At 58.6% G+C, this 18009-nt stretch carries 13 protein-coding genes and 2 pseudogenes; 7 read left to right on the top strand and 8 right to left on the bottom strand.

The annotated features are described in order from the left end of the window. The first annotated feature begins 83 nt into the window (after positions 1 to 83). Together F758_RS52810 and F758_RS44330 are read left to right on the top strand one after the other, a co-directional pair. Positions 84 to 215 carry a hypothetical protein gene (locus tag F758_RS52810; protein ID WP_283805872.1) on the top strand — a complete coding sequence of 44 codons (132 nt, stop codon included), beginning with the start codon at positions 84 to 86 and terminating at the stop codon, positions 213 to 215. Then, positions 202 to 2282 (top strand): annotated as a pseudogene (locus F758_RS44330) (recombinase family protein). Before F758_RS52810 ends, F758_RS44330 begins: the two are co-directional and overlap by 14 nt. Here F758_RS44330 and F758_RS0122295 read toward each other — a convergent pair. From F758_RS0122295 to F758_RS0122315, 5 genes and pseudogenes are all read right to left on the bottom strand, one after another. Then, a complete protein-coding gene (locus tag F758_RS0122295; RefSeq protein WP_024509958.1) occupies positions 2269 to 2649 on the bottom strand; it encodes an IS66 family transposase in 381 nt (126 codons plus the stop codon). The pseudogene F758_RS44330 and the gene F758_RS0122295 overlap by 14 nt on opposite strands. Before the next feature lie 50 nt (positions 2650 to 2699). After that, positions 2700 to 3053, bottom strand: coding sequence for an IS66 family insertion sequence element accessory protein TnpB (gene tnpB / locus F758_RS0122300; RefSeq protein WP_024509959.1), 354 nt, complete (start codon positions 3051 to 3053; stop codon positions 2700 to 2702). After that, entirely contained in the window at positions 3050 to 3181 is a 132-nt protein-coding gene (locus tag F758_RS52815; protein ID WP_283805873.1) for a hypothetical protein, read from the bottom strand. Before F758_RS52815 ends, tnpB begins: the two co-directional genes overlap by 4 nt. Then, a pseudogene (locus F758_RS52820) lies at positions 3148 to 3411 on the bottom strand (transposase); the annotation flags it as partial. The pseudogene F758_RS52820 and the gene F758_RS52815, both read right to left, overlap by 34 nt. Positions 3412 to 4992: 1581 nt before the next feature. Continuing rightward, positions 4993 to 6183 (bottom strand): pyridoxal phosphate-dependent aminotransferase, encoded by a 1191-nt coding sequence (locus F758_RS0122315; protein WP_024509961.1) that lies wholly within the window; start codon positions 6181 to 6183, stop codon positions 4993 to 4995. A 1835-nt stretch (positions 6184 to 8018) separates the two neighbouring features. Here F758_RS0122315 and F758_RS0122325 point away from each other — a divergent pair. After that, positions 8019 to 8948 carry a TauD/TfdA dioxygenase family protein gene (locus F758_RS0122325; RefSeq protein WP_024509962.1) on the top strand — a complete coding sequence of 310 codons (930 nt, stop codon included), beginning with the start codon at positions 8019 to 8021 and terminating at the stop codon, positions 8946 to 8948. 280 nt (positions 8949 to 9228) lie between these two features. Here F758_RS0122325 and F758_RS53310 read toward each other — a convergent pair whose 3' ends face one another. Together F758_RS53310 and F758_RS0122340 are read right to left on the bottom strand one after the other, a co-directional pair. Beyond that, positions 9229 to 9438, bottom strand: a complete 210-nt coding sequence (locus F758_RS53310; protein ID WP_502689170.1) for a glutamine amidotransferase-related protein — start codon at positions 9436 to 9438, stop codon at positions 9229 to 9231. Between the two features lie 1488 nt (positions 9439 to 10926). Beyond that, positions 10927 to 11982 (bottom strand): homoserine dehydrogenase, encoded by a 1056-nt coding sequence (locus F758_RS0122340; protein ID WP_024509964.1) that lies wholly within the window; start codon positions 11980 to 11982, stop codon positions 10927 to 10929. A 740-nt stretch (positions 11983 to 12722) separates the two neighbouring features. Here F758_RS0122340 and F758_RS53315 point away from each other — a divergent pair. From F758_RS53315 to F758_RS0122375, 4 genes are all read left to right on the top strand, one after another. Next, positions 12723 to 13034 (top strand): radical SAM protein, encoded by a 312-nt coding sequence (locus F758_RS53315; protein ID WP_084305569.1) that lies wholly within the window; start codon positions 12723 to 12725, stop codon positions 13032 to 13034. A 242-nt stretch (positions 13035 to 13276) separates the two neighbouring features. Further along, positions 13277 to 13714, top strand: coding sequence for an SPASM domain-containing protein (locus F758_RS0122355; RefSeq protein WP_157450104.1), 438 nt, complete (start codon positions 13277 to 13279; stop codon positions 13712 to 13714). Positions 13715 to 15293: 1579 nt separating this feature from the next. Continuing rightward, positions 15294 to 15476 carry a hypothetical protein gene (locus F758_RS0122370; RefSeq protein WP_024509969.1) on the top strand — a complete coding sequence of 61 codons (183 nt, stop codon included), beginning with the start codon at positions 15294 to 15296 and terminating at the stop codon, positions 15474 to 15476. Further along, positions 15466 to 15966 (top strand): class I SAM-dependent methyltransferase, encoded by a 501-nt coding sequence (locus F758_RS0122375; protein WP_024509970.1) that lies wholly within the window; start codon positions 15466 to 15468, stop codon positions 15964 to 15966. Before F758_RS0122370 ends, F758_RS0122375 begins: the two co-directional genes overlap by 11 nt. Before the next feature lie 95 nt (positions 15967 to 16061). Here the strand turns inward: F758_RS0122375 and F758_RS49725 are convergent, their stop codons facing one another. Further along, on the bottom strand, positions 16062 to 16499 hold the full coding sequence (locus F758_RS49725) for a hypothetical protein (protein ID WP_157450105.1): 438 nt from the start codon (positions 16497 to 16499) through the stop codon (positions 16062 to 16064). Positions 16500 to 18009 lie beyond the last annotated feature (1510 nt).

The following is an 18009-nucleotide window of genomic DNA, read 5'->3' on the forward strand; positions in this document are numbered from 1 at the left end:
TCCACCGATGACCAAGACGTCATCGCGGAGGCAAGCAATGAAGAACGCATTACTGCCGGTCAGCGAGGTAAGATTGCCACGCCATGGCGCTGGACGCTGTGCAGATCAACGGGCTCAGCGTTCCGGAGCGCAACGCCGTGCTCTTGCGGTTGGCTCGCCTGCTGATGGAAGCGGCCGGCGTCGAGGTCGAGGAGGGAGCCGATGATGGACGGTGAGATCCTTCCCCCGGCGCTTCTGAAGAGGAAGGCCGTCGTCTACATCCGCCAGTCCACCCAGGTCCAAGTGCAGGTCAACCTCGAGAGCCAGCGGCGCCAGTACGAGCTTGTCGATGAGGCCCGACGACGTGGATTTCGGGATGTCGAGGTCATCGATGACGACCTTGGCCGCTCGGCGAGCGGCGCAGTGGCCAGACCAGGGTTTGAGAAGCTTGTCGCATGGCTGCGCGCCGGCGACGTGGGAGCCGTCTTCTGTTTCGACGCCTCCCGCCTGGCCAGGAACGGTCGGGATTGGCATCACCTGCTCGAGCTCTGCGGGCTCGTAGAGGCCCGGGTCATCGATCTCGACGGCGTCTATAATCCCTGTCGGCCCAATGATAGACTTCTTCTCGGCATGAAGGGCAGCATCAGCGAGTTCGAGCTCGGCGTCCTGCGCGCGCGCATGCTCGATGCCGCCCGTTCGAAGGCCCGGCGGGGCGAACTGCGGATTTCAGTGCCCATCGGCTACATCTGGCATCGGGAGATCGGCTTGGGTCTCGATCCAGACGCCAGGGTCCAGATAGCGACACGGCTGATCTTCAGCCGATTTCGCCAGCTCGGAAGCGCTCGGCAGGTGCATCTCTCACTCAAGGCCGAGGGCGTCCATTTTCCGCGTCCGTCGGACGGCAAGAAGATGACGTCCTTTGAGTGGGTGCCGATCCGCTATCGCAACGTCATCTCGATCTTGAAGAACCCGTTCTACGCAGGCGCGTACGCCTACGGTAAGAGCGAGCATCGCACTGAGATCGTCGATGGCCGCGCCCGCAAGACCTATGGCCACTATCGCCGGCTGGAGGACTGCGAGATTCTCCTGAGAGGACACCACGAGGGGTACATTGACTGGGCGGAGTTCGAGCGCAACCAGAAGCAACTCGCCGCCAACGCCTATCGCTGCCGAGACGGCGCCAAGTCCGGTCGTGGCGGCCGAGCCCTGCTCGTCGGGCTTCTCGTCTGTGGCCGATGCGGTCGTCGGCTTACGGTGAACTACACGTCGCACGCATCCCGCCACACCTCCCAGCCTGTCTATCGCTGCGACCGCGGCAGCGATATGCTGGGTCAGCGCCGGTGTATGATGTTCGGAGGACTTCGCGTCGATAAAGCCGTCGTTCGAGAGCTCATTCGCGCTGTTGAACCGATGGCGGTCGAGGCGTCCATGGCGGCGGAACGGAAGCTGATGGAACGTCAAGCCGAACAGCGGCGGATTATCGAGCTCGAGCTGCAACAGGCCCGGTACGACGCTTCGTTCGCCGAACGCCGCTACGCCGCCTGCGACCCTGATAATCGCCTCATCGCAGCGACCCTGGAGAAGAATTGGGAGGCGACCCTACGCCGCGTTCGGGACTGCGAGGCGAGGTTGGCCGCAACGGCGGAGGCCATCGCCGCGACGCAAACCCCGGATTTTGCGGGCTTGGCTGAGGACCTCGATGCCGCGTGGAAGGCGCCCGACGTCACGATGCGCGCTCGCCAGCAGCTGCTGCGAACGCTGGTCAACGAGATCACCGCTGACATCGATGATGAGGCGCGCGAGATTATTCTCGTCATCCACTGGAAGGGCGGCCAACATTCCGAACTCCGGCTCCGCAAGCCTCAGTCTGGCGGTCACGACTGTAAAACCCCTGATGACGCCTTGGCCGTCATCCGCAGCATGGCGGCCCGTTGGTCCGATGAGACATCGCCGCCACCCTCAACCGCATGAGATTGCCCAACGGCCAGGGCAAGACCTGGATCGCGCACCGTGTCGGATCGATCCGGCGCGTGAGAGGTATCCACGCGTATCTTTCGGCCCAGAAGGATGGTGTCTAGCTGACCCTGCGAGAGGCCGCGCAGCAGTGCCGCGTCACGAGCCATCGAATCCGCAAGCTGATCGAGGCCGGTGTTCTGCCAGCAGAGCAAGTCGTCCGGGGCGCGCCCTACCAGATCCGAGCCGTCGACCTTCAAAGCGAGCGCGTTGTTCGGGCGATGGGGCGGAAAGGTGGTCCGTGTCACCTTGAATTGGAACATCAAATTCCAATGTTTACAGATACTTGAAGAAAGGGCGCATAATGACTCTTTCGTCTGTCGTGTCCGGCTTGAGCACCTGCTCGCAGCGCAGCAAATGCTTGGGCAGCGCACCGAGGTTGCGTCTCGCTTTCTTGCGCGGCTTCCCAGCCGGCTTCGTCGCAGGCTCATCGTCGTTGGCCGGGGCAGGTGGTGTGACGCCGGTTGCGAGATCGTCCAGTTCGAGCGCGAGCTGCTCGGCCACGATCGCCGCGAGCCGCTCCGAGCGCTTGCCGAAGATCATCTCCTTCAGCGTCTGCATCGCCACACGTAGCTTCTCGTTCTCGGCGTCAAGCGCGAGCACCATCTCGGTCAGAGCTGCTGCATCGGTCGGAAGAGCTTCGGGACGAATCGCCATGATCGAACGATATATCCGCGCATCACATGCTCCAGCAAAATCTTCGCCACTCAGCCGACAACGGCCGGCTGCTTCACAGGCTTAGGCGAAACACGCGTCCACTCAAGCCCGTCGACCAGCATCGCGAGTTGTGTCGCACTTAGATGCACCACGCCATCGCGGATCGGCGGCCAGGTGAAATGTCCCTGGTGCAGCCACTTCGTCACCAGCACCATGCCGCTGCCATCCCACGCCAAAAGCTTCACTCTGTCCGCTCGCTTGCTGCGGAACACGAAGACGTCGCCGCAGTACGGGTTCGCACGCAGCGCTTCGTTCACCAGCGCCGACAGCGTGTGTACTGACTTGCGAAAGTCGACCGGCTGTGCCGCCACCACCACCTTGAGGTCAGACCGTAATGCAATCAACGGATGCCCCGAAGCGCCGATCGCACGGTCGAAAGCGTCGCCAGCTCCACTCCTGGCTCCACCCGGATGCGTGCACCTCCCACCTCGATCTCGATCATCCCGCCAACCTTGCCTGGGGGCGATGCCATCTGCGGCCGCTCCTTCGGACCGGCTCGTCTGTCGTCGCCGGACCGCTCTGGGAAGCGATCCGGACCGGCACGAAGCCTGGCGCCTGAAAGCCGGCTGCCGTCGCGAACTTGTGCCGCCACACCGTGAGCAGCCCACGGACAACACCATGGCGCCGGGCGACCTCGGAAATATTGGCCCCTTCCTCGAAACTCTCCGCTACGATCCGGGCCTTCTCTTCCGCCGTCCACTGCCGTCGCCGACGCTGTCAAGCATGGCTTCATGCATGGGCATCTGCCATAGCCAACCTCCAAAAACAGTTCATGCCAGGCTGTATCGCAGCTCATCCGCGCGATGCCCAGGTGGGGGGCTCATGCCGGTTACAATGCGATTGCTCCTCGTTGCTCGGTGACTGACACGCGTTTCAGATCAGCTGGATGATTCGTCCATGCAACCAGAAGAGGCATGACGACGTCCCAATGCGTATGAGCTTATTCCACCGATTTAGTCGAGATTGAGTTTGGTTTTGACCCAAGACAAGGACCAGAGCATAAGGCACAGCCGGCCTTCGGAAAAGTCACGTCATCCCAAATTGAAGCAGGGAGCAGGCTGGCATATCCGTGAGGCGTGACCTTGCTCCCAAAGTTCTATCCAATTCCAGTCTTCGCCCTGATGGCTGGACTTAGCGGGCGGGCGGTGGTAGCGACGGGAGCGGGCGAGGAGCCTCATAGCGGAGTGCCATGGTGCGGTCGACAAGGATGGTTTTGTCCTTCCGCTGCACGCTGCAAGAGTCGCAAGCAGATCGAGGGCTTGAAGTGCCGGCCTGGATGTTGGACCGGACGGCATGCCCCGACCCTCGGGGCTTTTGGCAGCTCAACGGCATGTCAGCATCGAGGCACTTGCGGCGCTCTGCGCGCTGCTCGATCTGGCTTTGAAGGATCAAACGCCATCAGTCGTCGTGCTTTCTGCCGCATCCGGAGCCTCTCACGACCAGAATCGGGGAGAGAATCCATGTCACGCGATCCTTAGCACATCAAGTATTGCACAATCGTGAGAGCAGCGCACTACAATACGCCATGCGGGACCCGCTGATGGCGCTCGCCAAACCCAATTCCCGCGCGGGGCATGTGAGCTGCGAGAGGTTCGAGGCGATCCGCGCAATGGTCATGCAGCAACGTTCCCACTGGTCGACATCACGGCGCGCCCAAGCATGGAGACACGCTGCTGGCCGGTCTGATTCAGTGCAAGCGCTTGGCCGCAAGCTCACAGTACGGTACGCAGGCATGAAGCACAATATCCCGCGCTATAGCTGCAGCGGCGGCTGGATGGACAATGGCGGCCCTCTCTGCATCGCCTTCGGAGGATTACGCGTCGACGATGAAATCGAGGAAGCATCTTGCTTGGCGTTGTCGGCCTAGGCGCTATCGCCACCGCAACCGCTGCTCCAAAGGAAGCCGAAGAACGACAGCATCAGGTGCGCGAAGCTCTCAGTCGCGATCTGGAAGCAGCGCGCTATGCCGCACACCGAGCTTCCCGGCCAAGACTGGTATGGTCATTGGGAAGTGCGAAGCACTAACATGGCCCCGGATGATCGCGAACCGATACAGCATTACCGCGAAGCGGTTTAATCAAACGCTCGTTTCGTCGACGACAAGAGCCAAGAGATTGCCGTGTGCCTTGTACAAGATTGGCACGCCACGCATGATTATTGGCTTTGAACGTGCCTCGGTTGCAGGCGAGAGCCCAGCTCCAACTGCCAGCTCCAACAAGGATATAACATCGCCTGGAACGTCGGCATTCGTATCACTCATACGTATTGGCGACGTCAAGAATTTTAGTTCCACGTGTTCAGTGTTGCAACCAGACGCCGCAAAGCTTTCTCGAGTAATTCGAGATCTATGCCGTATGACAGCCGGACGCCAGCAGGATCGCCAAAGAGTGTGCCAGAAACTGTTGCGACACCAGCGTCCATCAGCAGCACGTTAACGACGTCATCAGCGGCGAATTCGCGGCAAAGAGCGTTAGCGCGCTGCTGCCATCCGCTGAAATCGAGATAAAAGTGAAATCCGCCCTGGGCCGAAGGTTGAGGTATCGACGTCAGCGTCGAAAGAATCGAAAGTCCCAGTACTCGCGCATTGGCAACGTGGCGCTGCAATTGCAATTCGAAAGTAGCATCGCCACACTCTAGATGATGAAGCAACGCATGCTGAACCATGATGTTGGGGTGAGAACTTGTGCTGCTTTGTAGAGCATCAATTGCGCCGATTACCTCCTTCGGGCCCGCGACATAGCCAATCCGCCAGCCGGCTAGGGCCAATGCCTTGGAAAGCGAATTGACGATCAAAGTACGATCGCGTGCGCGAGGCGCGACCGAGACGATCGGATGATGGGTATGTGGGGCATGAGCGAAAGCCGAAAAGCATTCGTCAAAAATGATCCAGAGATCTCGGTCAATCGCGAGTTGGGCAATTCCAGAAAGGGTGCTGCGATCGTAGATCGCACCGGTTGGATTGTTGGGCGTGCTAACTACGATCGCCTTAGTCTTCGATGTAAGAGCAGCCGCGAGGTCGATAAGCTTCGGTACATAGTTGTTATGTCGGGTTTCGATAAAGACCGGCTCGCCGCCAGCAAGGGTGATATGGACTGGGAAAGCAGTCCAGTACGGGGCGGGGACCAGTACTTCATCTCCGGGATTCAGAAGAGCCATCGCCGCATTGAAGAGTGCCTGTTCCACGCCGCTCGTCACCGCGATTTCATCTGCTGACCACGGTTGGGCTGTCTCGGCGGAAATCTTACGAGCAAGCGCATGGCGTAGCGCCATCGGAACAATCGTATCTGAATAACGGTTCAGGTCGCGATTAATCGCGATGATCGCGCCCTCGCGCACTGATGGTGCTGGCTCGCTCCAGATGTCTCCGGACGTCAAATCTATTATTTGGGTGCCGCTCGCGGCAACTGCTTCGGCGGTGGCCCACAGCACAGCGTTGCATGATGATTTCAATAATCCTATCCGTTGTGCCAACATGGAAGTTATCTCCGCCGATCCAAAATGTCGCTCTATGTTGCTGCCCTGGCGCGAGATCTACCAGAGTTCATGAAATCAGACCCCGTTGCTCCAAAAAAGGACGACTCGCGTCCGCCCTCGCCCGTTATCCGAGAGAGAGAGAGAGAGAGAGAGAGAAAATGAGGTTCAACTCTTCTTCGGTGACTGGATGGGCATTGAGAGAAGTGAAGAGATCGCGCCGAGATATGGCAGGCAGCACAGGTCGGCTGTCAGAGCTGTCCCGTCCGCCATTTGATGGGTCCAAAGTCAGGTGAACGGACGGGCGCGTAGTAAAAGCTGCGGTGAACCGTCAAGATAGAGCAGGCGGTTGCATGGACAATACTTCGAGTTGGTTTTGCGCATGAGGGGCTATTAGCGAACCTTAGAGCGCTGCGCTTGGCTGAATCGGGGAGGTTCGCGGCAACCGCGACATTGATGCTCACCGCCTTGACGCTGGCACGCACAAACCTCGTCCTGGCGTTGACCCTGATCAATCGAGTAACGTTCATCGGCAGCGCCCGGCCGTAACCACGCCGTCTTGGCGGGTGCTCCCTTTTCGATCTCAGAAGACGGCGCCCACTCGTGAAATCTGGGAACGGATCTGGGAAGCGTGGATCGCTGATCGAATGTCTCATGTGCAGCCCATGTTTCCGTTACGTGCAAGCCCCTGGAAAGCCCTCACGACCTCTAGTCCTCTCGGATCATTGTTTTCGTCGCAGCCACTTGCAAATTGCGGCGCTTTAGTTGGGGACCGATCGTATCTCGATGGTGAAGGGATACAGAAATACCGAAGAGAGTCCTACTACCATTTATAGTTAGAGGGAGGCGTAATGGCGGGTCCGCGTCTATCCGTCATGTGCGGCTGGGACATGAGTCTTTTGGCTACGGGCCGCGATCGCAATCGTCCCGCCGCACCGTGGCGCAATGACGGAGTGTTTCGCTCCTGCTTTACGGCGATTTGCGATCACAGCTAATTGTCCTGCCGTGCGGAGTGGCCAGCGTGGCGGCTGCCCAGGGTCTACCTAAGCCGCATTGGCAGAGACATCGAGAAGCACCTGCGACTGCTTGATGGCTAACCACCGAGGCAGATGTGGAGAATTGGCACGCGAGTGAAAAGTTCCCGGACGACGCGCGATATATTCGGGTCTCTGGTGGTCGCGGAAGATCTTCGCGGCGCGGCTTGAAGCGACCAAGATCGCTAGGGCTCATATCACGTCGTTCCGGATTCGCTTCCATTGAATTTGCCTGGCTTGCGGAATACGCGACAATGTTGAGGACGAAGTCGGCGTAGTTCTTTGAGTACGGGAAAGGAGCACGCCTGACCCCGCGCGTTACTCAATGCCCTTGAGCCGGCCCATTGAAGCCGGGACCCGAGGGCTATGCGTGAACGACGGGCGTTGCGCTCCAACGGAGAGGGCCTGGACCTCTGATTGCGTATCGACCTGCACTTGTGGTGTACCCGACAATACAACATGACACCTTAATGCGCGCGGCCGCGCTGTCGTTGGCAGGATGAGCTATTTCATCGGGTAAATGAACGGCTCGAGGCTCGGTTTTCGGGATTGGCACGGCCCTTGCTGGAGATCACCAGGCTCGCTTGGAACGAACGAGGCTGCACCCGGATCGCGAGAAGCTCACCGAGGCGGGAAATGGCACCGGTCAACTCTGGGCGATTGGTCGATCTCGCGTGACGGCATAACGGTCCAATGGGCCAATTACTGCTGGTTCTGGATACCAGTCCAATCCAGCGCTTACCTGTTCGTGTCGCGGCTGAATCGCTTTGTCTGGTGAAGAAACCGCAATGAGGAGAATATGCCATGAATGAAACGGCTTTGATTGATAATGTCATTCCGCGTACCGATGTCGTTAAACGCGCGACGCGCATCGGCGCTGAAATCAGGAATGTCAAGCTCTCGGGCGATTTGCCCGGCCAGACCATCGCTGCGATCAACGGCCTGCTGCTTGAGCACAAGGTCATCTTCTTCCGCGATCAGGGTCATCTTGATGACGCCGAGCAGGAGCGCTTTGCGCTCCGTTTGGGGAGGCTTGTGCCGCTTGCGACGCTAGGTGCTACCAAAGGAACGATGTCGATGCTCGAGATTGATTCTGCACGCGGAGGTATCCGGGCTGACAATTGGCACATCGATGTGGCCTACGTGGATGCGTATCCCAAGATTTTGGTGCTGCGAGGCGTTGTGATCCCGCCAGTCGGCGGCGACACGGTGTGGTCAAACACCGCGGCCGCATATCTCGACCTGCCGCCGCCGCTGCAACGGCTTGCCGACGACCTCTGGGCAGTTCACAGCAACGCGTTCGATTTCGCCGTAATCGCCCGTCCCAGCGAAGCCGATAAGAAGCTTTATGAGGAGGCCCTTACCAGAATGAGGTTTGAGACCGAGCATCCCGTAGTACGTGTGCACCCTGAGACCGGCGAGCGCACGCTGGTACTGGGCTGTTATGTGAAACATTTTGTCGACATCCCGAAATATGACGGCCAGAGGCTATTCGATCTATTCGAGTCCCATATCACCGCGCCGGAAAACACCGTGCGCTGGAACTGGAAGCAGGGCGATGTCGCTATCTGGGATAACCGCGCCACGACGCATTATGCGGTCAAGGATTACGGCGACCAGCGTCGCGTCGTTCATCGCGCGGCCATCGATGGCGAGGTGCCTGTTAGCGTGGACGGCCGGTGCAGTGTAGCGCGTGTCAAGGCCATCAAGCAGGCGCCCGCCAATGTCGTGTAGCGCGTTCGTTGCGGCCACTCTCGTCCACCAAGCCATAGCGTAGCGCCACTTGGAAAAAGTTGAAATCGGTTCGCGGGACTGGGCAAGTCGTCCTCACGCTCAGAAAGCCTGTGCGAGTGGCAAGAAGTTCACAAGCAGCATCTGCCCTTCTTGGGCGAGTATCGGTTCTGGATAGTAATGTCCGAGGGACATGATTTCGCCTTTGTCGGAGCTCGCTGTCACAGTGGGTGCCGGTGCGCATGACGCATCGAGCTGAACAACTAGAGCGGCAGCGCCCGAGTCAATGCGGGGAGGCGAGTTTCGTTGAACAGCCCTCGGCCATCGTGCGTGATGTACGAGGACCCACGGTGCATGGGGAGCGTGCACGAGCTACGCGTCCTCCGAAAACGCTCCCCATACACCGGTGTCCGAGGCAGATCCCGAGAATTGGGACGGTCCAGAGCGTTCGTTGATGACAGCCATGAAGATACTGGCCTCCCTTGGAGTGCAGGGACCCGGGGAAATAACCAGAGCGCGCGGCTTAAGGCTAACGACATCGCGTACGCACATCGCGTCGTGATCACTTCCGTCGCTCACCAAGCTTTTGGAAATAGCGGACGATGTTGAAGACGAAGGGGATCGTAATTGACGATGACAAAAGGCGCCAGACGTTTCGACACGAAATGCGTCAACGCCTCCTCGTCTCAAGGAACGCTTGGCAAAGTTCGCGCTCAGTCTGCGCCCGGAAAGGACCTGCCTCCTCGAGTTCGCAAGATATACTGCAGGACGCCGGGCAGAGCGGGGCCAGGGCAGGCCGGAGACGTTCGATTTCCTGGGGCTTACGCACTACTGCAGCACCAGGAAGGACGGCGTCGGCTTGCAACTCGGGCGCAAGACACAGAGAAAGCGATTGAAAGCCAAGCTCTCGGGAGATCAAGGAAACACTACGTCGGCACAGGCATACGTCGATTCACGAGCAGCGACGATGGCTCGGGGCCATGATGAAAGGCCATTTCGCCTACTTCGCGGTGCCGACCAACACATACCTGCTGTCGGCCCTCCGCTATCATACGAGCATCATCCGGTTCACGGCGGGTTCCTCGGCCGCACTGCCTTGCGAGAGAAGGTCTTTTCCACGGGCGACACTCGTCAAAACGCTGACCTCGCCGCGAGCCGCAATGATTGGCTGGAGGGGCGCCGTAGTGCGAGCGCCATCGAACCGCACACCCGTACGATCTCGCTCTTCGCTCGCTATCTGGCGGCGGTCACGAGGGCCGCATCATCTGCCGTCAATAAGGTTCCGGCATGAATGTCGGCGCGCCAACAGCGGCAAGCCCTGTGCATTCTGGGCTTACAAGTTTCGCTGGAAGCGGCGTGACGGTAGCCATCGTGCTGGTCGTGACCACACTGACGGTGAGACGTTAGATGATGCGTGCGCCATGTCAGAAGGACGTTTTCTGAGCAATCGGCAGACGATTGATGAATGTTGTCGATCATCTATTTGAGTTGGCCATCCTCTTCCGAGCAACTACCGCACGTACACGAACTCGGTTGATACGCGGTTGATTCAGGTTCTTCGACAGAATCGAGGACGCCGCTTTCTCGAGGCGTAGGACAGACATTCAGGCAGGAGCGGTTCAGGACGAGGAGCTCGGCATCCGCCACGTGGCTTTAGACCTCGAGCATAACGGCGGCCGCACGGCCGGTGAAGTCTTGAGGGGCGCGGCAAAACTGCGCCTCAACGTGGAGGGGCCGAACGACAAAGTTCTGTATGTAGGAAGAGTCGGCGATCATACGGCTGCAGGATCGAGTTTCAGCGGCAGCTCTCTCACGACTTAGTCAGGACGACAACAGCGATCCGTTTCGTTCAAAACAGGTAGTGCAGCGATATGACCACCTTCGAAGTCGCGGTTGTAAGGGCCTTTAGCAACTGCGGTAGGGAAAGAGGTTCGTTCGTCAAGCTTCCATCAATATTGTTATCAAAGGCAAACCTTGCAAATCACGCGGCCGCAGTTGCCTTAGAACGATCAGCATGGATTGCAACAATATCAGACAGAAGCGCATATGCTGTCTCCGTCCGTCCGGCTCCTGGACCTGCTATCGTCACTGATCCAAGCAGCTCGGTATCAAGAGAAACCGCGTTTGTAACACCTCCAACCGCTGCCAGCGGGTGCTGGAGTGATAGTCGCCTTGGAGCGACGGTCCCAACAACGACACCATCTTTGCCACGAATGGCCGAGCCGACTAGCTTCCATCGGCTGCTCTCGTTGATGGCTGTGTTGATATCCTGGCTGGACAATCTAGAGATGCCTTCGCAAGCGACATCCTTTGGCTTGAGGCTCGCGCCCAGCAGTTCGTTCGCAAGGATCGCGACTTTTAGTCGAACATCATGGCCTTCAATATCGGCAGTTGGATCGGCCTCCGCGTACCCGAGCGCTTGCGCTTCCTTGATGGCGGAGGAAAGGTCCATTCCATGCTCCATGCGCCCCAAAACGAAATTCGAAGTACCGTTGAGAATGCCCTCGAAGCCCATGACTCGAGTACCGATCAGCGTTTTCTCTGCCATACGCATCACCGGAGTTCCGCTCATCACCGCGCCCTCATATTCGAAGCTAAGGCCCCCAGCCTTCGCCAATGTATTAAGTTCGTGAGCAGCAAAAGCGACTACCCCTTTGTTGGCGGTTACGACATGCTTCCTCGCCTTCAGTGCCCAACGGCAATGCGTAACGGCAGGCTCACCGTCTTTTGGGTTGGTAAAAGTGGCCTCCACTATGATATCTGGCGGTGCCGACTTGATGATCATTTCATTGTCCGCTTGCGACCGACCGCCGGAAAGCCTCCCAAAGCCGCCGGGAGCGAAATTGGCTTGAAGAAGCATTCTCGGGTCCAGCCCATCGGGCGACACGACGGAACCGAGGCGGAGATCACTGACGGCGACGATATTCAAGCAGAAACCAAGCTCGCGCTCCCACAGCGTATTCCTTTTCGCGACAAGCTCCGCCAAAGCCCGGTTGACGCCGCCAAAGCCGATTAGTGCAATGTTGTAAACGGTCACGCCATTCCTCCAAGAGCGCTTGTGCGCCATCATATTGAAACGCAAAGCGCCAAAGACAAGGCGTGAGCCTCCAAACGAACGACGAAATCACGTGGCCCATAACCAAGGCCGGTGTTCTGGCGGTTGGCTTTGCGATAGAGCCGTGGATTAGATACCGACGTGCTTTCATGCCTGACCTACCGGTCTGGTCCGGCGCCGGTTGCCGATCCAAGCCGCGTAACAACAGTGCACCTGGTCCGAGTTTGTGAGATGTTCAGCATAGAACGAGAGATATTTGCTTTTGTACTCGCGCTCTGATTATTGCGCCAAAAGGCTCTCGCTGCTCGGATACCATCGGAAAATTGCGAGTGTTCAACGATGCCGATGCCTTGTCGTCTTCCGGATGCTCGATAGGTGCCGTGGCGGCATAGAGGGCTCGGTCACGAGGGGGCCCAATAAGCGGGGCAAGATTGACAATCTTATCGGGCTCAGCTCTTTTGGGGTAATTGGCGTAGCCGAGCACGAGCTGCACGCAGCTTAAGCGATGGCGCATCTGGCGAAGCAACTGCAGCATCTCCTTATAGGAGATCTCGTAGATCGACTTTGCCGTGCTTCTGTCTGAAACCAAACGCGCTTGATGTCTAGAATCCGCTAAGCTGTTTGAAGCGTGACATCGCGTCCTCAACAATCGTGGACCCTGCGCCGCGACGTACGCGCATAAATCCTGCTCCGCCTCGCTGGTAGAAAGTCAATAGGATGCTATGTCAGTCGACAGTCCGCTTCCCATTGTCTTCAACCACGCGAGAATATGTGTATCGTTCTATTGCAATCTTCATTGCGAGCACTGTTATGTTCCCGAAGAGTATCGTGATCAATACAAGCGGCGTTTGGAGCCATCACAACTATCCATCGAGGAGATGACAAAATTCGTCGACCTTCTCGTCGGCAAATATTCTCTCAGAAAAGTCTCATTAACGGGTGGCGAGCCGCTTCTGAAATTGGTGTTTCCGCGCACGGCAGCCGTGATGGCCCATGCGAACAATCGAGGCCTTCAGGTGCAACTGAACACATGAGGGCTCGGCCAGGTGCCAATTCCTGACGTCGTCTCAATTTTCGACGATCCCAAGAAGCTAGCGTTCCAGTTCAGCTTTGACGGTGCAAAGCGGGACACAGTGGACCGCTTCCGGGGCAAGGCGGGTGTTTACGACTCCGCACTCCGGCAGATGGCTGAGGCGGCCAATCGCGGGGTCCTGGCGCAAGCCAGGATGATGGCCAACCGGCACAACATTGGTGAGGCGCTCACGCGTATCGGCTATTGTCGTGGATCGACATCAACTCCTTTAGGGTCCAACCGATGTTCGCCTCGGGCGTTGCTCTCGGCAATGAGGATGCGCTCTTGGGCTCGGCTGACGAAATTCGAGAGCTGCAGGAAGCCCTGATGGGGATTGCTGCACAGACTAGCTCAACAGGCCTCGAACTGCCGCCGCCGATTTTCGTCGATACGTCGCAGCCGCGGCCAAACGTCAGATATACCGAATGCGACGGTGGTACCACCGCGGTCTACCTCTCTACAAACGGCGATTTGTATCCCTGTTCCTTCATCGTCGGGGATCCCGACAGCCGCGGGTTCCTCCTCGGCAATATCCGATCGCCGGAATTCGACCTGGAGAAGGTTTGGCGTAGCTCGCCGGCTCTCAAGAAATTCCGAGCGAACAGTAGCTGCGCCCTTGCCCGAGCCAGGTCGTCCTCCTGAAGAATGTCGAGAACCGTGCGCTTGCCTGCGCCTGATCAAGCTATCGATGAACGAAAAGCGGTCTCCATACCGGCGCTTCTCGGTGCGCGAGGAGGCAGTATCCCGCCGTGTCAGAACCCGGCCCGGTCGCCCCGGTGTCTGTCCTCATGATGTCCGAAGTTCTGATTTGAGGCAAGAGCGAGAGAGTATCAGAAGGCATGCGGGGAGATATCATCCTTGTCAGACTCGGTCCTTATGCCCGGGCAAAGTATATTCCGCTGATCGAGGACGCCGTTGCCAGCGGTCGGGCATCCGCCTTCCATGTCGTCGAGCTCGACAGCGCGCGAGACGATGTGGAGGCCTTTTTCCGGACCCGCACATGCAAGCCGGCGAGCGTCTCATGGGTGCCCGATCTCCGGCGACGCGCGATCTGGTATTCCGGCCATGGGGGAGGACGTCGTGACGTCTCTGGCACGTCCAGGCACAAAAGTCATCGTCTCGACCGAGCCTAAAGCCCATTTGGGCTACCTTCGCGCGGCTCTCGGACTTGGCCTTGATTGTCTAGTCGACAAGCCCATCGTGCTTCCCATGGGGTCGAATGGACGCCCTGCAGCGGACCCGTCTGGTTGGTGCGGTAGCCGAGCTCAAGGAGATCTGCGATCGGACTGGCGGCCGTTGTGTGGTCGTGACGCCCCGCCGCTACAACGCAGTCTACGAATTGATAGGCCGGTATGCACGGCGCGCCTCCCGAAACCTTGGCACGCCGGTCACCTATATTGGTGTCGAGCACCACGCGGGAGTGTGGCACAGGAGGACGAGATCCTCTCCCGGGAGGACCATCCTTACCGCTACGGCTACGGAATGCTTTGCCATTCCGGTTATCACTACATCGATATTCTCTCCGGTCTCCTGGGTTACAATGAGAACCACTTCGGGAGGCGGGCGGTCGAGCTGGACGTCCACCGGGCGAGCGCCGCCGACCAGGTCAGACAGATTGGCCCGGATCCGGTGCGCAGGCTTCGCGGCGACGCGCCAAGCGCTGCACTGTTTCCCGCGCCACCGGTGAGACGGATATTGTCTCGTCCGGAGCCGCAAGGCATCTCGGAAGCCGCGAAATCGTCCGCCTGTTTCGGCTGGACCTTCTGCAGACCAGCGTGTCGCTTCGTAATTGGCGGCAACTGCCAACCGATGTTTACAACAAGAACGGACGGTACGGGTCCGAGACCATCCGCTTGAATATCGGTCCCTTCGCAGCGATCGAGGCCAGGATGTTCAAGCGCCCACACGTGAGCACGGAAGGTCATCCGCAACTGACCAGGGAGGCGCACATCACGCTTTGGCGGAATCCCGGTTTCCTCGGCGGCGCAGCCTTACGCGAACGGCTTTATCCCGCGCGGGACACGCTTGTCCGAAACGCCGACCTTCGCGCAGGCCGCAAAAGGTTGTTTGACGATTGGCTGGCAGGGCGGAACGGCAAGAGTTCCCTCGAGTCGCACACCCGGACGATTTCGCTCTTTGCTCCCTATTTGGCAGCGGCCACAACGGATGGAGCGAATCGAGATGATGCGACCGCATCACTCGCCATCGATAAAGTTCCGGCATGAGCGTCGTTGCTTCGGCTTCGGCGCAGCCTGGGCATTCTGCACTTGCAGTGTTCGATGGTAGCGGCCTGACATTGGCCATCGTTGGTCGTGACGGCGGCGAAGGTGAGGCGCTCGATCGTGCGTACGACATGCCAGGAGTGCATTTCCTGATCATTCGCGAGACGATAGATGAATGGTGACCGTCACGACGTGCTGTTTGCCGGTAGCCATCCTCTGCCGAGTGACTACCGTGCGTATCGGCACTGGGTTCATGCACGCCTGGTCCAGATCCTTCGACAGAATCCGGGATGCCGCTTTCTCGAGATCGGCGTCGGACCGACCTTCAGGCAGGAGCGGTTCAGGGTTATCGACGAGCTCGGCATCCACTATGTAGGCTTGGACTTCGAACATATTTGCGCCGAACGCCGGGCCGACCTGGTGAGGGCAGGCATCTCCGATCGAAACATTAGGTTTCTTGGAAATGAGTCGGAAACATACCTGTTCAACCTGATCAAGTCGGCTAGGAATTGGAAGACGTTCGATATCATCTATCTCGATGGTAGCCATTCGATCTACGTAGATCTGGCGGCTGCCATCGCAGCAGTGCGGCTGTTGAAGCCTGGGGCCCTATTTCTTTTCGATGATGTGAGGTTCTGCTTCGGAAGGACATCTGATCCAGACCACCGCTGAATATGCGGATGGCGAGGAGACCAAGCAGTTGACCGAGGATGAGGCCAACGAACCTCACGTCACGATGATCATCCGCGACTATCTGATCCCTTTGTTCAGCTTTGAGGTAGAGCGGTCATAGTCGGATCCTGATTGGATCGCCCTCCGAGCGCCCAGGTCCGCTCCGTGGTTGCGGCTATGATAATTCTCGCGCTATCTGGCTCCTCGCGATCGAAGTCTACACCCGGATCTCGAACGATTTTAGTATGGTTTGCCATTTTGGCATGCATGGAGTTGCGGTCGCCGTTGTTCGCAGTGTTGAACTGGCTGCTATCGATCACAGCGCTTGGAGTCTCAAGAGGTGCATTTTGGCCCATAGCATAACTTACTCCGCGCAAGTGGCTCGCCTTTCGCTCGCTGGAGGAAGAAATGATACGCTTGCGGCTGCTGAATGATACTTGTCGCTTTTCGCCGCCCATCGCCGTGGTTCTTTCGGCTCTTCTCAGTTCGTCAAGCGACATATTTGCAGAGGAACTGACGCCGGTGCGGATCAAGGCGGCACATCGGCAGTCGACACTCCTATGATCAAGGCGAACACCGAGAGGTCGCAGGAGTAGGCAACCATATCTCGATTATGCCGAAAACGCGTTTCTCGAAACTGAATCAGATCACTTAGGACAACGTCAAGCATCTCGGGCTCGTATGGAGCTACAGCCTCGACTCCGAGCGGGGCATCGAGGCCACGCGCGTGGTCGACGGCATCATGGGTCGCTGGAGCATCGTGCATGCGATCGACGCGCGCATGGGTAAGAAGATCTGGAGCTTTTGATCCCGGGCTCAACCGTGACGAAAGCTATAAGGGCTGCTGTGCGACGCGACGTCGTCAATCGTGGTGTTGCCGCCTACAAAGGCAAGGTGTTCGTCGCCGCCTTTGACGGCCGGCTGATCGCGCTCGATGCTGCGATCGGAAAGAAAGTGTAGGAGAAGGACACGCTGATCGATCACGATCACTCCTACATCATCATCGGCGCGCCGCGCGCCTCCGACGGCAAGGTCATGATCGGCCAGGGCGGCGCCGAATTCGGTGGGCGCGGCTATATCACCGCTACGCCAGCGAGACCGGCAACCAGGTATGGCGCCGGTTCACCGGGCCTGGCGATCCTTCGAAGCCGTTTGAGGATTTTTCGATGGAAGCCGTCGCGAAGACCTGGGATCTGTCGGGCAAATACTGGTCAATGGCGGCGGAGGCACGCCATGGGATACCATTACCTACGAGTGCGTCCTGAACATGGTCCATATCGGCACCGGCAACGGCGCGCCGATTCGCAGCCCATCTGGTGCCGATACTTCTCCAAGGCGTTCCCTACGAGCCCAAGGACTATGAAGCCTGCGCCGCGCTATATGTCGCGGCCTACGCCCCTGCCATGGTGTGCCCGGCGTTGACAATGGCAGTGTTCGAAACCTCGGGTACCCCCCAAAGAACGAGATCATCAACAAGGACATCGTGTTCAACGGGTCCTTCAAGGATCGGGCATACCTGACTTAACGGGCAAGCTAAAGGACGAGGATGTCGTGAAGATCACGGCTTACATACAGGGCGCCGCTGACGCCGTGCGGCCAAAGAAAGTTGTGCCGGCGGCTGGGAGCGGACCCGACTCCTCAGCGAGCCATTGCGAGGAGCCCCGACGAAGCAGGGGAGCTGCAGCTGTCGACAAGCAGCTGAGCAATTGCCGGACCAATCGCCTGAGGCTTCCGCACGTGAGAGCCGCTGTGTAGCCCAGCTGGTCAGTACGAACGCGCCGGTACGTGCTTTCTTTTTGAAAGCAAATCCTGCGCTTGTTTGGCATCCGCTACCATGCTGCAAACACGACGTTGTACACGACCGCACGCAACAATCCGCTGCATCGGGCTGGCTTAAATCCTGCCGCGCCAAACGCCGAGTGGAAAGCGTTGGCATACGATCGCCTGCCAAGCCCTCATGCGCTTGCCCCCTCCCGGCGCTAAGCCTCATTCAGCCACGATCGATCAAATAAGAGGCTCTCCACACGGATGGAGGCAGTTTCA

Source organism: Bradyrhizobium sp. ARR65 (assembly GCF_000472385.1).
Classification (GTDB): Bacteria; Pseudomonadota; Alphaproteobacteria; order Rhizobiales; family Xanthobacteraceae; genus Bradyrhizobium.